Origin of the sequence: Microvenator marinus, from assembly GCF_007993755.1 — a bacterium.
GTDB classification, from domain to species: Bacteria; Myxococcota_A; Bradymonadia; order Bradymonadales; family Bradymonadaceae; genus Allomicrovenator; species Allomicrovenator marinus.
Map to the genome: position 1 here is coordinate 2,989,170 of NZ_CP042467.1, position 14,981 is coordinate 3,004,150.

14 protein-coding genes are annotated in these 14,981 nt (G+C 55.3%); 5 read left to right on the forward strand and 9 right to left on the reverse strand.

Annotated elements, in window-relative coordinates:
• Positions 1-8 precede the first annotated feature (8 nt).
• The 7 genes from FRD01_RS12205 to rpoZ all read right to left on the reverse strand — a co-directional run bounded on the left by FRD01_RS12205 (position 9) and on the right by rpoZ (position 7,577).
• Complete coding sequence (locus FRD01_RS12205; RefSeq protein WP_146960009.1) at positions 9-2,153, reverse strand: hypothetical protein; 2,145 nt, start codon at positions 2,151-2,153, stop codon at positions 9-11.
• Positions 2,146-2,394: a hypothetical protein gene (locus FRD01_RS12210; RefSeq protein ID WP_146960011.1), complete on the reverse strand. Its 249-nt coding sequence runs from the start codon at positions 2,392-2,394 to the stop codon at positions 2,146-2,148. The genes FRD01_RS12205 and FRD01_RS12210 overlap by 8 nt, the downstream gene beginning before the upstream one ends.
• Positions 2,395-2,484: 90 nt before the next feature.
• Entirely contained in the window at positions 2,485-4,083 is a 1,599-nt protein-coding gene (locus FRD01_RS12215; RefSeq protein WP_249755577.1) for an agmatine deiminase family protein, read from the reverse strand.
• Positions 4,084-4,206: 123 nt separating this feature from the next.
• Positions 4,207-4,791: a hypothetical protein gene (locus tag FRD01_RS12220; RefSeq protein ID WP_146960015.1), complete on the reverse strand. Its 585-nt coding sequence runs from the start codon at positions 4,789-4,791 to the stop codon at positions 4,207-4,209.
• A 12-nt stretch (positions 4,792-4,803) separates the two neighbouring features.
• Positions 4,804-5,874, reverse strand: a complete 1,071-nt coding sequence (gene prfA / locus FRD01_RS12225; protein ID WP_146960017.1) for a peptide chain release factor 1 — start codon at positions 5,872-5,874, stop codon at positions 4,804-4,806.
• A gap of 2 nt (positions 5,875-5,876) precedes the next feature.
• Positions 5,877-7,130, reverse strand: a complete 1,254-nt coding sequence (gene rho / locus FRD01_RS12230; protein ID WP_146960019.1) for a transcription termination factor Rho — start codon at positions 7,128-7,130, stop codon at positions 5,877-5,879.
• A 198-nt stretch (positions 7,131-7,328) separates the two neighbouring features.
• Positions 7,329-7,577 carry a DNA-directed RNA polymerase subunit omega gene (gene rpoZ / locus FRD01_RS12235; RefSeq protein WP_146960021.1) on the reverse strand — a complete coding sequence of 83 codons (249 nt, stop codon included), beginning with the start codon at positions 7,575-7,577 and terminating at the stop codon, positions 7,329-7,331.
• 196 nt (positions 7,578-7,773) lie between these two features.
• Between rpoZ and FRD01_RS12240 the strand changes: the two genes are divergently transcribed.
• From FRD01_RS12240 to FRD01_RS12250, 3 genes are all read left to right on the forward strand, one after another.
• Positions 7,774-8,919 (forward strand): acyl-CoA dehydrogenase family protein, encoded by a 1,146-nt coding sequence (locus FRD01_RS12240; RefSeq protein ID WP_430700861.1) that lies wholly within the window; start codon positions 7,774-7,776, stop codon positions 8,917-8,919.
• 807 nt (positions 8,920-9,726) lie between these two features.
• Complete coding sequence (locus FRD01_RS12245; RefSeq protein WP_249755578.1) at positions 9,727-10,233, forward strand: DUF4365 domain-containing protein; 507 nt, start codon at positions 9,727-9,729, stop codon at positions 10,231-10,233.
• Complete coding sequence (locus FRD01_RS12250) at positions 10,230-11,360, forward strand: hypothetical protein (RefSeq protein ID WP_146960024.1); 1,131 nt, start codon at positions 10,230-10,232, stop codon at positions 11,358-11,360. The genes FRD01_RS12245 and FRD01_RS12250 overlap by 4 nt, the downstream gene beginning before the upstream one ends.
• Positions 11,361-11,476: 116 nt before the next feature.
• On the opposite strand, the gene FRD01_RS12255 is transcribed toward FRD01_RS12250, so the two are convergent.
• Both FRD01_RS12255 and FRD01_RS12260 read right to left on the reverse strand, forming a co-directional pair.
• Complete coding sequence (locus tag FRD01_RS12255; RefSeq protein WP_146960026.1) at positions 11,477-12,532, reverse strand: NAD(P)-dependent alcohol dehydrogenase; 1,056 nt, start codon at positions 12,530-12,532, stop codon at positions 11,477-11,479.
• Positions 12,533-12,747: 215 nt separating this feature from the next.
• Positions 12,748-13,410: a hypothetical protein gene (locus FRD01_RS12260; RefSeq protein WP_146960028.1), complete on the reverse strand. Its 663-nt coding sequence runs from the start codon at positions 13,408-13,410 to the stop codon at positions 12,748-12,750.
• A 53-nt stretch (positions 13,411-13,463) separates the two neighbouring features.
• On the opposite strand from FRD01_RS12260, the gene FRD01_RS12265 reads away from it, so the two are divergent.
• Together FRD01_RS12265 and FRD01_RS12270 are read left to right on the forward strand one after the other, a co-directional pair.
• Complete coding sequence (locus FRD01_RS12265; RefSeq protein WP_146960030.1) at positions 13,464-14,042, forward strand: NAD(P)H-dependent oxidoreductase; 579 nt, start codon at positions 13,464-13,466, stop codon at positions 14,040-14,042.
• Between the two features lie 81 nt (positions 14,043-14,123).
• Positions 14,124-14,927: an SEL1-like repeat protein gene (locus FRD01_RS12270; RefSeq protein ID WP_146960032.1), complete on the forward strand. Its 804-nt coding sequence runs from the start codon at positions 14,124-14,126 to the stop codon at positions 14,925-14,927.
• Positions 14,928-14,981: the final 54 nt, after the last annotated feature.

Sequence of the window (14,981 nt, forward strand, 5' to 3'; positions counted from 1 at the left end):
GCCATCCACTAGAGCTCTACACCAAGCTCTTTGAGCCGCTCAGCGATTTCCTCACGCTTGGAGGCATCTACGAGGAACGCCTTGGGCCCAAGCCGCATCTCCACAGCCTTGTTGGACGAGGTCAGGTCGGCAAACGCATCGGCGACTTCTTCGTCATCGAACGAAACCACGGTGACCTTTTCCATGAACCTCGCGCCCGGGGCGCCGTGAATCGCGCTGAGCAACAAGATCTTCTGCTCGGGTGGAAGCCCGTTCACACTGCGTGATTCAAAGAAATGAATCGCGCTCTTGAGCGGAGTTTCAGGCCAGCGTTTCTGAATCTTGTCGGCATCGAGTTCAAACTCTCGGTAACCCGCTTTAGGTTGCTCAACAGGCTTCGAAATCAACGAGAGTTCATAAAGCGTGAGCACGTCTGAGAGGGCGTGAAGCACGCGCACGTGCAGCGGCCCAGCGAACTCGATACACGGCGGGAGCTCGCCCAAGTAATCCAGAATGATGCCTTCGCCGCGCTCGGTGAGACGGCGCAACGAATTGGCACTGAGCTCGGTCACAAACGCCGAATAGGGGCCAAGGCGCACAACCTCAGCACCATCGTCGTGTTTAACCTGCCCGATGCTCATATCGAGCGTGTCCGGATCCGGGTGCCGCACCACGAAACCCTTTGTATAGAGCGTGATTCGGCGATGCAGGCGCTCCCAATCGTCGAGCTGGAACGCTACCGACTCCGGCAGAGGAATATGCCCCTGAGTCAGGAGCTCTTTGACCATCTCTGCCGTCAAGCCGCCCGCGTAGCCACGCTGGGTGGAGCCGCTTGTGAGCTGGAAGATCGCCACGCGGTCGGCGAGCGAGCGACGCTTACCCACGCGGTAGATGGTGAAGAGCGTGGAGAGCGTGACGCCGTCCAGGAAAGCCATAATCTCGAGATTTGGCTGGACCACGAGCCCCATTCCTTTGGGTTGAGGCTCCTCAGTGGATGAATCGATGCCGAGAATTCGGCGCCCCCTTGGGGTCAGACGAACGACCTCGTCACCACCGCTCTCCGCGTTGTCCATCACGCCCAGCCAATGCAGTCCGCGATTGAGCAACGCGTTGATGAAATCGGAAGGATCGGCGCCCGAAGATTTGAGCGTCTCAGCCATAAATCGCGCGTCGAGGCGCTGACAGAGCCCCTCCACGTCCTTGATCCGAATCCAGCCCGCCGTCTGGGCGCGGCGAAGGATACTCAGCACGTAGCCGCGCGCAGCGATGAACTTCTTTCCAGAAGTCGCTGTGAGCGAGAGGTGAATCTCGTCATCCGGCGTGTCGAGCTCCACCGAGTCGACCTCGCTCCAGGTCTTAAGGCTGCAGAATGCCTCGTTGAGCTGGCGGTTTCGTTTTTCGATCGGCGACTCGAAGAACGCCTTCATGCCAGCCATATTGCCGCGGGCGTACTCTTCGTCCACGTGAACGAGGTCGAGCTCAACCCCAAGGCCAATGATAAAGCCGAGGTAGTCGATCTGATGCGCCACACTCGGATCAAACGTGTCTGCCAATTCCTGCTTCTGACCAGGAAGCACCAGACCACGCCCGACTTTCTGAACATTGCGCTTATTCGGAGCGCCTGATTTGTTCAGCTTGAGAGGGATGTAGAGCAATGAAGTAGAGACGTGGAGAAGGTTCAGCTCCAGCATGGATGCCGAGGCCGGAACTAGATCTTCGACTTCGAGCTCGGCGCCCTCAAGCCCCATGGTGTTCTCAAGCTCATCAAAGAGCTCGGAGAGACCTTCAGGAAGCAGAAGCTCGCGCTGCAGAATCGTCGTGGCGTCGAGGACTTGATCGAGTTCGAAGTCCATCTCACCTACGTTGGGAAGCACGATGAGCAAGCCACCCGTGATCATCCCGCGAAGTGTGGACGTCAAGTCACCGTGCCCTTCTAGGACGAGGTCTCGGCGCAGATTTTCGCCGCGAACCTGCCCACCCGCTTTATTGATATGCGAGAGGATGAGGTTTTCGAGATCGCCTAGATTTTTGTACTTCTCAGCGTGTTCTTCCGAGCCCCATTGCTCAAGGATCGCCTCTGGAGAGATATCCTTGATGCCGAGGGCCTCAGCGAGCAGTCGGCGAGAGGTGATAGAGTAGACCCGTGTGAGCAGGTCGAGCATTTCTTCATTCATTTTCTTCCTCCTCTGGCGCGTCAACCTCAGTGGGGCCGATGACCCGTGGGAAGAAACCACGCTCGTAGAGCGCAGAACGAATAGTCTCGATGTACGTGGCCGGGACCAACATGGCGCGGGCGCCCACCCTTTCGTGTGGGATTTCGCTCAGATCAACCTGGGCAAACGTTTCTTCGAAGACCGCCGCATTATCGCATAAAACCAATGAAAGTCCTTTATGGACCGCATGAAAATGTCGCATGAAAGCTCGGTGAGCGGGTCAATGACTCCGGCGTGATAATTCAAACCGGACCAAGGAGAATATCAAAACATTAGCTACTCGTAAACGAGTCTAGTCTTCGAAGCTCAAGGCCCACGAATTCAGTCTGCCAACGTCTTGTTGCGCGCGATCCTCGATCACTAGCGTCCATTCTCCAGCCCTCTCGCGGCCTGCAAAGGCCGAGATATCAAACTGGCGCTTGAGCCCTTGCGCGTTGCCACCAGCCTGATCCTGAAGCACCAGGTACTCGCCGTTGTGCTCGATGTAGACGACGAGGTCGCCCACGTAGCTATGGTCGATATCGAGTTCGAGGAAGAGGCGATTTACCGTGCCCTGCTCTTCTACGAAGATTGAGTCTTGCACGGTTTGGAGATCTACAATGCTCAAGGCAGGCTCAGATGCGTAGACGTCTGACGTAGGCTCGGGCTGCGGCTCGGGCTCGGGCTGCGGCTCAAAGGGTTCTGCCGCGGCAAGGTTGCCGGTTGCGAATCCCATGGTCGTGCAGTGAACTGCGCCGCCGAGCTCGATGACCCCGTCCGAATCAACCGTGACGATCCGATAGTTCGGCATGGTCTGTCGGTAGATTTCAAGAGCCTCTGCCTCGTAGCGGCGGTCGCTCGGGTAGATCGGAACCACCACAGTATTATTGGCGATCACGGAGTTCGTGTACGAGCGATAGACCGGATAATCCGGCTGAGGCATCGGGATACGGACGACTCGCAAGTTCCGGCCGTTGGCGAGGCGGACCTGTGAAAGGCGCTGTGCATTTCGGTCCAGGATCGCGGCGTTTGTGCGATCGTCGCGAGTCGTATACTGGCCGACGAGAACCGTGTCCTCGGAAACGAACTTCGCGAACATATCCACGTGGCCGGTGCCCTCGCCGTCCATGCGTTCGAGCACCACGGTCTGAGCACATCCGAAATAATCCCGCTTAATCTGCTGAGCCTCACTTGCCGTCAGCCCCGGGTTTTCCTGAAGGAACCACTCGGTCACCACGCAGAGGCCTTCTCCGTTGGACATGAAGTTGCCGCCTTCTGTGGCAACTGGCGGGCGATAAACCGGCACATCAAAATAGCGTGACATGAATGTCGGTATCGCGTCATCGCGAGTTCTGTCGGGGTAATAGCGGGCGTCCACAAAGGCCGGGGCGCCCGTGGAATCCGCGATCATGATCGGGCCGTAATCACGGGTCCAAAAGGTGTCGTTTTGGTACTCGAAAAACTCAAGTCGGCTTGTGTTGACGCCGATATCTGCAAAATACGTCTTGAGTTGGCGGCTCTCGGACTCGTCCCAGGTCACAATGTAGATATTCGTCGCCTCGTCGAGCGCGTCCACGAGCTCGATCAGGAAGGTCGCCACACCGTTGTCCCAAGACATCAGAACACCGTCGGAGCGTTCAAACTCCGCAACGGCTCTCGCGATGGGCGGTGCTGATGTAAATCCGAAAATATCCTGGTAGTTCCCACGGATATCGAAGCGGTCGGCCTTAACGCGCTCTCGCTCGGCCTCGGTCTGGTAGGCAGGGAGCGTGGCTACGCGCTCGTTGACGGGGAGGTCAAAACCGGGGGCGAGCTCTATAGACGGATTGCCTTCGTCTTGGGCTTCGGCGCACGCGTTCAACAAAAGGAGAGCCATTACGGCAAGACTAAGGTTCTTCGATTCGACTTTCATCTTGGAGTCCATGGTTCTTTCGGGCCAGCCAGACCTACATATACCTACATCATAACTCTTGACCCAGACAAGATGCTTCTCATTTCCAAAAAATTCCCAAGTCTGCTCAAAAGATGCGCTTTTCTACCACCAATCTTCGGGAGCCGGCGCGACACTTTGAACACGTTCGGCAAGTCGGTCGAGCTCAGTGATCATCATGCGGACTACGTCACCTCTGAGATGCCCGTGGACCTGCTTGTGAATCTCCTGATGGGCGATCGTGATGGACGAATCCGACATCACCTCTTCTAAAGCCTGACGCAGTTCGGGGTGTTTGAGCCCATCCATCACGTCTGTCTCCTCGCCCTTGATCATAAACTTTCGGTCGAAGTCCTCATCTCCCGCCTGGATATCCTGCATTCCAAAAAGCTTCCCCGCCTTGTGCAAGATATTCTCTCTGGTCATCACAAGCGTCACCGGCAGCGCATCAACAGTGATGGACCCACACGTCCACGTCTGCTTATTTTTGCCACTGCCACGCACTTCCTTTCGAACGCGAACATGTCTTCCGGACGGAAGTTTTCCCAGAATCTCTGACCCGGTAAACTCTAGGCCTAGCTCATCGGCAACGGCCAACCACTCGGCGATTACCTTCTGCTCGTGCTTGTGCGCAAAGTAGAAAATGCCTGCGAACAAGAAACCCATAAAGATAAAGAAGGCAAAGTCCAAGGTCTCTCCTCTCTACTTTTCTTCAAGATGCTTGAGTTTCTCGGTTTGTTCGTGAGTTTGCAAGGGCTGGATCAACTCTTCGAGTTGGCCCTCCATCACCTGGTCGAGCCGGTGGGTGGTGAAGTTGATTCGATGGTCGGTGATTCGCGACTGCGGGAAGTTGTAGGTGCGGATCCGCTCGGAGCGGTCACCGCTTCCCACCTGGCTTCGCCTCTCGCTCGCCTCGGCCGCGTGCTGTTCTTCGCGCTGCATCTCAAAGAGTTTGGACTGCAGAACCTTGAGCGCCTTCGCCTTATTCTTATGCTGGCTCTTCTCATCCTGACACGTGACCACAAGGCCGGTGGGCAGGTGGGTAATACGAATGGCTGAATCGGTTCGGTTGACGTGCTGACCACCTGCACCCGAGGCGCGGTAGGTGTCTATCCGAAGGTCCTGGTCCTGGATGTTTACCTCCACGTCTTCGGCCTCGGGCAACACTGCCACCGTGGCTGCGGACGTATGAATGCGGCCCTGCGTCTCCGTCTCAGGCACGCGCTGCACGCGATGCGTTCCCGCCTCGTACTTGAGCTGCGAGTAGACCTCATCACCCTCGATTAGGGCGACGAGCTCGCGGAATCCACCCATATCGGTTTCATTCGTGCTGACGATCTCGACCTTCCAGCCCACCTTATCCGCATAACGTTTGTACATGCGGTAGAGCCGGGCAGCAAAGAGTGCCGCCTCCTCTCCGCCTGTACCGGCGCGGATTTCCAAGAACACGTTCTTTTCGTCGAGCGGGTCCTTGGGGATGAGCATGAGGCGAATGCGGTCTTCGAGGACTTCCTTTTCCTCACGAAGGCGCACCAACTCGTCTTTTGCCATTTGGCGAATCTCGGGGTCCGAATCCTCCGCCATCTCTTGATTATCGGCGATTTCTTCGCCGATCTGATCGTAGCGGTCGAGCGAGTGCACCAATTCCTGAAGCTTGCCGTGCTCGCGCGCGACCTTCTGGTATTCGGTGGGATTCCCCGCGATTTGTGGGTCGCCGAGTTGGCTCTCTAGCTCGGAGAAGCGTGCTCGGATCTCATTGAGCTTATCAAACACAATCAGCCGCCGCCGCTCATCGACGCAAGGAACTCGTCGTTCGTTTCAGTACGTCCAAGTTTGTCGAGCATGAACTCCATGGAGTCCACCACGTTGAGTGGGTGCAGGAGTTGACGCAGGATCCAGACGCGGTTGAGCTGGCCTTCGCCCATGAGCAATTCTTCCTTACGTGTGCCCGACTTGTTGATGTCGAGGCATGGGAAGATACGCTTTTCCATGAGCTTGCGGTCGAGGTGGAGCTCGGAGTTACCGGTTCCTTTGAACTCCTCGAAGATCACCTCGTCCATGCGGCTACCGGTGTCGATAAGCGCGGTGGCGATGATGGTGAGGCTTCCGCCTTCTTCGATATTACGGGCGGCACCGAAGAAGCGCTTCGGCTTATGCAGCGCGTTTGAGTCCACACCACCGGAGAGAATCTTTCCGGATGGAGGCACAACGGTGTTGTAGGCGCGAGCGAGGCGCGTGATGGAGTCCAGAAGGATGACCACGTCGCGCTTGTGCTCCACAAGGCGCTTGGCCTTCTCAATCACCATCTCAGCCACCTGAACGTGGCGAGTTGCTGGCTCGTCGAAGGTGGAGCTGATGACTTCGCCTTTGACCGAGCGCTGCATGTCGGTGACTTCCTCAGGACGCTCGTCGATGAGCAGAACCATGAGCGTGACTTCCGGGTGGTTCTCCGCAAGCGCGTTCGCGATCTCCTGCATGAGCACGGTCTTACCGGTACGTGGCGGCGCCACGATGAGCGCGCGCTGGCCCTTACCGATGGGGCAAAGCAGGTCCAGAATCCGCATGCTTGGGTACTTTCGGCCCATCTCAAGCTTGAGGCGTTCTTCTGGGTAAAGCGGCGTGAGGTTATCGAAGAGCACCTTGTCGCGAAGCGATTCTGGCGACTCGTGATTGACTTCCTCGACCTTCAGAAGGGCGAAGTAGCGCTCGCTATCTTTGGGCGGGCGAACCTGACCACTCACGGTATCACCTGTGCGCAGGTTGAAGCGGCGGATCTGGCTCGGCGAGACGTAGATATCGTCGGGACCTGGAAGATAGTTGTAGTCAGGTGCACGCAAGAAACCGAAGCCGTCCGGCAGACACTCGAGCACGCCCTCGCCGTAAATCGGCTCGTCTTTGTCCGTCTGTGCTTGGAGCATAGCGAACATCAACTCCTGCTTGCGCAAGCTGGCAGCGCCTTCGACGCCGGCGTCCAACGCGAGCTTGATAAGCTCGGTCATCTTCTTTGCTTTAAGTTCCTTCAAATGCATCGTGTTTTCCCTTCAGGGCTATGACCACATTCCTTGCGCCTTTCGCGTCTTTTAGGTGGGCCAGTGTTCAATCGGAAGTTTTGATTCGAATGGGTGTGTCGGCTGAATCTATTGGGGTATCCGAGACTCAAATTGACGAGGTAGGAGCAGATATTGCACGCCAAAAGAGATGAGTCAAGAGCAGGAGAGAGCGAGTTTCTAGAGTCCGCGGGACTCGCGCTCACCCTCAAGCGTCAGCACGCTGTGGAGCTTGGCTTTGGAGTTCTCGTCAAACTTGACGTAGTCAGCCGCAATCTCGCGCAATGCGTGGACCGCCTCTTTGTTCTTCGAAGGGAAAACGCGCTCGCTACCTTTACGTAAATCGCGTGCACGCTGAGTTCCAAGCGTGACAAGCGCAAAACGGTTTTCCACTCTTTCAAGGCAATCTTCTACGGTTACACGTGCCATTTCTCTAACTCCTGGAGTTATTTAGCTGGGCTGCGCCATCAATAAACTGGGCGCGGGTCGGGCACACTAACGATCTCAAAGGCTTTCGTCAAGTTCGCCACGGATTGATTTGAATGCACGACTTGCGTCTGAGGAGGACAGGAACCTCTTCTGCGTGTATGGTGCGCGCACGACCCATAATGAGGAGAAATCAATGATCGGATACGAACTCACAGAAGACCAGGCAATGTACCAGAAGACGGCCCGCGATTTCGCGCGCGACGTGATTCGGCCAGCAGCTGCGCATCATGACGAGACCGGCGAGTACCCCTGGGAGATTTTGCAGAAGTCGTGGGACCTGGGGCTGATGAACACCATGATCCCTGAGGACGCGGGTGGTCTTGGGCTTGGCTGCCTTGATGCGTGCATCATCGCCGAAGAGACCGCGTGGGGTTGTTCGGGAATCGGCACCGCGATCGAGGCCAATGGCCTTGCGCAGGCGCCACTCATCATGTTCGGCACACCCGAGCAGAAGAAAAAATTCCTCACGCCGATGACCGAAGAGCTGCAGATGGCCGCATACTGCGTGACCGAGCCCACCGCGGGCTCCGACGTGCAGGGCGTCAAGACTTCGGCTGTCAAAAAGGGCGACGTCTACGTGCTCAACGGCCAAAAGATGTGGATCACCAACGCCAGCAAAGCCACGTGGTACTTCGTGCTCGCCTATACCGACAAGGACAAAGGCTACAAAGGCCTGACAGGCTTCATCGTGCCTGCGGACACCCCGGGCATCACCGTCGGCAGAAAAGAGCAGAATATGGGGCAGCGGGCGAGCGACACGCGTGGCGTGACGTTCGAGAACGTGGAGGTTCCGGCGGCCAACGTTCTGGGTGGTGCCGAGGGCACCGGCTGGTTCCAGGCCATGGGCGCGTTTGATAAATCGCGACCATTTGTGGCATCGGCTTCTGTGGGTGTGGCGCGCGCAGCTTACGAGCACGCGAAAGCCTACTCATTGGAGCGCACCACCTTTGGCAAACCCATCGCCCACCACCAGGCCGTGAGCTTCATGCTCGCCGATATGGCCATGAACATTCAGGCTGGGCGCCACCTTGTGCGTGAGTCCGCGTGGCGGCACGATGCCGGCCTCAAGAACACCAAAGAGGCCGCGTTCGCCAAGGCTTTTGCGGCTGATATGTGTAACAAGGTCTGCACCGACGCCGTTCAGGTCTTTGGTGGTTATGGCTACTCTAAGGAGTACCCAGTGGAGAAGCTCTACCGCGACTCGAAGATTTTCCAAATCTACGAAGGAACCTCACAAATCCAGCGCATGATCATCAGCCGCGAAATCCTCAAAGAGGGCTAATCACCCGGCGATTTAAGTCTCCCAGCGCACCCCTTTTGAACATTGGCCTATGTGACGATCTCGAGCCTTCTTCCGTTGACTGCATGAACCAAAGGGGTCGCATCGACTAAAGTTATCTTCTGTTTTCGCTCTAATCAATGCGGCAAGTTTTCGTTGCTCATCGATATTCATAGACTCAACTTCTTCCAGACGACAACATACCTACTCTGTTCAGCTCAAAGAGCGCAAAACGAAGGTAGTGCTGCGATTTGAATATGAGAGCCTGACGGGATTTCAACTCTCAAGAGACGTCGACCCGTGCGTAATGTTATGGATAGCGTCTTAGCCACCATGGCAAGTATTGAACGAGAAAAACGAGAAAGAGCGGAAAGACAAAGAAAGAGACTCGAAGAGAAACTCATTGAGGATCTCGAACGCCGTTTGCAAGCATTCGAGAGAGCCGAAAAACTCAGAAATTTCCTGTCTAGCTTTCGTGACAAACACGGAGACATCGTCGAACAACGTTCAGACTGGTTTGAGTGGACCGATGACTATGTCGCGAGACTGGAGCACCAGGCATTCGAGACGCCAATTCCATCAACCGAACTTCCAGACGTGGACCGATGGGGTTACTGATAACTCCCGTCTCACCACGCCGATGAGTCAGAGTTGTTTGTCACTCGGGCAACTCTTCCAAAGAGAAAGTAGGTGTTGAGCCCAAGAATAGAGATGTGGTACTTTCCGGCGTTAGCCAAAAAGTAGAGGGCGTTCTGAAGTTTTTCGAACAGGTTTCGAGTCGCTCCAGTTCTGGTGATGAGTGGGGATTTCATGTCAGAAATGTATATTTCACAACAGCAGGAAGAATTCTGCCGTGCCTATGTTTATGCCGTGGTCGCAGCAGCGGGTTTGCGCTCGGGTAAGCCGGAACCAGATGATGATAGTGTCGACCTCACCATTAGTTCGCGTGGGTTAAACGGCACGAGACGTTCGCCGAAGCTTGACCTGCAACTCAAGTGTCAACTTGGCGGCCAAATAGCTGAAGATCCGTGGCCATACGACCTCAAGGCAAAGAATTATGAGGACTTGCGCCACACGGATTATCAGGTACCCAGAATCTTGGTCGTGGTCCGCGTTCCAGAAAATGTGGAAGATTGGCTGGATCAGGACGAAGAGCGTTTGTTGTTGAAACATTGTGGTTGGTGGGTTTCGTTGCACGGGATGGCGGAATCACAGAATTCGTCGACGATTCGTGTTAAAATTCCGAGGACGCAGATCTTTGACGTTTCTGGCCTTAGTGGGATCATGTCAAGGATAGGACGTGGAGAGTTACCATGAGTATAACGGCAGCCACATTGAGGGCGGTTTTACCCCGACAGGTCGCAACCTGGATGCGGTCGCGTGGTTGGGAACACTTGTCCACTACACCCGAACGGTATGCCCAGTGGAAAAAACGTGTTGAGGAAGGCGAGTACGTCTTGGAACAACCTATCAATCCGAATCTGCGAGATTATCCTCAACGGTTGATGGAAGTTTTGGAGACCCTCTCGGTCGCAGAAGAGATGTCCATTGACCTGGTTCTGCAAGAGGTGCGGGACTCTACGTTTGACATCGTTCGGCTGCGGACAACTGGCCCTGGGATTGGGGAGGGGCGCCTTCCGCTTGAACTTGGACCTCGACTCTTCCAGTGCACACGCGATCTTCTTCTGGCGGCGTCTTGTTCTGCTCACGACCCACGATCCGTATATCGGTCTCGGAAGCCAACCTCCGCTACTGAGTTTATGGGTAAGCTCAAGATTTCTCCGCCTGAAGCAGGAAGTTTCATAATCACGGTCCACTCACCGGTCCCACCCCAGTTGCAGACTACGCTAGCTCCTGACCTCTCTGAGGTTCCTTTCGAGAGGAAATCTACACTTATGCTTGCGTCAGGCATCTCCGAGGCCCTCAGGGCGGCAGAAAGGGCTGGAATCGAGGGTGATGGAAGTTCGTTTTTTGAAGCTGCCGATAAAGGCGTTAGCGCGAATCTGTGCGAAGCTCTCGCTGGATTCGTCGATGGTGATGATATCACGGGGCTAGATGTCAGGTTCGGCTGGGCAGCGTCGCGAAGTGTATCGAGAGAAACTCCCACACAACTTCACCTCGGGGCTGATCTTTCACCTTACCTGCGTGAAGCGGCATCACGGTTGAGACAGCTAGCACCGACACCGGACTTCGAACTCTTTGGGGTGGTGACAAAACTTCAGAGCGAACAACCGTCCGAGGGAGGCAGTGTTGTGGTCACAGGGAGTGTCGACTCGCGGATGCGCAGAGTGATTGTAGAATTGGATGGAAATGCTTACGAGCGCGCAATCCGTGCTCACGAGGAAGGTGCATTAGTGCGATGTGAAGGTGAATTGAGACAGGAACGAGGACGCTGGGAGCTCGCTCATTGTCGATCTATCTCGGTCGTGGCGGACCAAGAGTAGCGTCAACCGATCAAAGAGCAATACGACCTGTGGTCGACAGGTTGCGGATTGGTCGACTCGTTTTCAAAGCGTTTTAGGAGCAATGGCCGAGAGAACAGCTAATCGTTTTCGCAGAGTCATCCCTTCAACGACGCCATATCGATCACAAACCGATACTTCACATCGCCAGCTACTGTGCGGTCGTATGCCGTGTTCACGTCCTGAATGTTGATTCTTTCGATATCGCACACGATGTTGTGTTTTCCACAGAAGTCCAACATCTCTTGAGTCTCAGGAAGCCCGCCAATCAACGATCCGGCCATGTTTCGGCGTTTGAAAATGAAGGGAATTCCGCTGACGTGCTTTAACGACTCGACGGCGCCAACGATCACCATGGTGCCGTCGCGCTTGAGCAGATTCATGTACGGGTCCGTATCGTGCCCAACCGGGATCGTATTCAGCAGAAAATCAAAGCTGGTCCCAGCCGCTTTCATCGCGTCTGAGTCCTTGGAGATCAACACGTCGTGCGCGCCAAGCCTCTGCGCATCCTGCGCTTTTTCCGGCGACGTTGTGATCATCACCACGTGTGCGCCCATCGCGTTGGCGAATTTCACGCCCATATGACCGAGTCCACCAAGGCCGATGACGCCGACTTTGTGGCCGGGTCCAACCTTCCAATGTTTGAGCGGCGAATAGGTCGTGATACCTGCGCACAAAAGGGGCGCGGTCGCAGCAAGGTCGAGGTTTTCCGGGATACTCAGGACAAAGCGCTCATCCACCGTAATCGTGTTGGAGTACCCACCCATGGTGTACTTATGAGGTGTTCCCCCGATCTTGTCTTGGCCACCGTAGGTGCCAGTGAAGCCGTTGTCGCAGTACTGCTCCAGCCCGGAATCGCAAGATGGGCAAGATCGGCAGCTGTCTACCAGACATCCCACGCCCACCAGATCTCCCGCCTTGAATCGGGTGACCGAGCTTCCCACCGCGGACACGCGACCCACGATTTCGTGCCCTGGCACAAACGGGTATTTGGTCCCGCCCCATTCGTTTCTGGCGGAGTGGATATCGGAGTGGCAGATGCCACAGAATAGAATCTCAATGACCACGTCTTGGGCGCGAGCTTCTCGGCGCTCAAAGCTAAAGGGGACGAGAGCGTCTTCGGGCGAGTGATTGGCGTATGCGTAGGCTTTCACGGGTTACCTCTTTGAACTTTGAATTGTGAGTTTAAGGCCCTTTCTAAGACCTCATCTTGGCCTTGACGAATTCCAGCGAGCGTTCGTTCGACCAAGACTATTAGTTAGCTGACATATAAAGCCATTATGCACATCATATGATATTCAAATTAGGATTATCTGCCCATGAAGTGATAGGCAACGAACGTCAAAGGGTAAGTCCGAATTGAAAGTAGCTAAGGAGGCGGCTCCCCATAGCCGTCATGAGGACTAATCTCGATGCATACCTGTGGGCGAACCTCAATCGTCCTCAGGTCGCCTTGTACGGCCTGCCGGGGTACCCGTGCGTAGTGTTGCCACTCGACAGGCGAATCGTGGCCACAACCGTAGCGAGGGAATACTCCACACCCTGATATTTGCTTAAGCTCGCACTTTAAGTCCGGCACCAAAGTAAAAACGGTGAAGTTCTGGTCGATATAGTAGTTCGCAGCCGGTGGCGTGCAATTCCATGACGATAGAGCTAGCCAATGATCACCGTTTGTATCGATGATTCGGTCAGCACGCACTTCGGCTATGGATATTTCTGAAGCCCGATGTTTTTGATTGGACCGATCGAACCCGACCGATACAACCTCCAGACGCCGCCAACCTTTCTCCACTGCTTCGATGTAGGCCAGATAGTCGTGATATTCGGCGGCCTTGCTCTCGTACCGACGCGCAGCGCTATGGGTCACGCACTCGCCGGACAACTCGGGAGGCGCTGGCTCCTCGATCTGAGGTAGTTTGGCCTGGGCCACCGATTCTATGGAGGCATCCTGCTTGTTTGACGTCGAATGTTGGCAGGACGCCAAGACAACGGCGAAGAGCAAGACCAGAGCATTTTTGAAACTGATTGGCATAACCCACCGTCTAGATTCAGACGAAACTCTAGACTCCATTGGAGCGTTTTTCCATGAGCAAAAAGATTGCGATCATCATCGGGCACCCAGATAGGGAGAGCTTTAATTTTGCCCTGGCCCAGGCCTACAAGACTGGGGCTGAGCGCGCGGGTGCCGAGGTGCGCGAGATCGTGATTGCGGATCTTGAGTTCAACCCTAATCTGCAGTTTGGTTATCGAGCGCGCACCGAGCTCGAGCCCGACTTGATCGCAAGCCAGGAGACCTTGAAATGGGCGGACCACCTCGTCTGGGTCTATCCCGTCTGGTGGGGCGGGGTCCCCGGGATCATGAAAGGATTCCTGGATCGAGTGCTCCTTCCGGGTTTTGCGTTTAAGAAACGCGAAGGCTCACTCTGGTGGGACAAATTCTTCACGGGTAAGACGGCGCGATTGATTACCACCATGGATCAGCCGCCCTGGTATTACTTTCTGGTCTATTGGGCGCCCACACATTTTGCGATGAAGCGGTTGACGCTCAATTTCATTGGCGTGTCTGTGCGAAGCACTTCGATTGGGCCGATTCGTTTGTCCAAAGAGAGTTTCCGGACAAAGTGGCTTCAGAAAGTTGAACGCCTGGGCGAAAAATGCCGCTGAGCGTCCGGGTACTGCCAGCCTGGGAGGTAGGCTCGCGGAACTTTCGAGGGTTATCGCTGTCCAATCGAGTGGAGGATGCAAATGAGAATAGTTCTGATGATAGTTTTGGCGCTCTATTCTTTGGGTGCTACGGCTCAAGATTCGTCTAAAGACTCACGCGCTCTATGCGAAAAAGGTGACCTCGAAGCGTGTATGAATCACGCGTACTACAGGGAGTTTGAAGCAGAACCAAAGCCGTTCCCAAAGAGCGGCCTTAAGCTGCTCAAATCTGCATGTAAGAAGGAGGACGCGCGCGCCTGTGTCGGGCTTGGTTCCGTGCTTCGACGCGGGTCTAAACCCGACTTGAAGTCAGCAAAAGAGGCCTTTCAGAAGGCGTGTGATATCGCCCAAAGCCCGAAGTCAAAATCAGAGCTCGGATCAGCGGTTGAATCGACTCTGACCGGCAAGTCGACACTACCGGGGGCTTGCGTTTCGGTCATGGAGGTGCGTTGCGAAATGGAAGGCAAGGACGCCTGTAATGCGTGGTACGCCGAAGCTATCAAATCGTGTCCGAGGCAATGCACGACGCCGTGTGACCATGTTGGGCTGGGTGGAAAACCCTGCTGCAAAGCCTGGTCAAGTGAATGTGAACGTTCAGGCGCCATTGTTGATGCGAAGCTCAAGAAGGTCGGAAAGTCCATTATGGACTCATGTTTTGGAGACTCAGAAAAACGCCCTCGGGTCGTTCGGGTGGAGCTCTACGTCACTCAAAGCCGCGTGCTTTGGTCAGATCTCCGGCTCGGAGATGAGCATAAAAAAGAGGCTGCCTGCTTTCGTACAGAGTTCAAGAAATTGAGCCTCGGCAGGTTGCCTGCACCCACACAGACACGCTTTTTGATGAGGTAAAGTCGCCTGTTTGAAGGTTCGGTTGAGCGCATTTTCAAGCAATGCTAGCGTGCC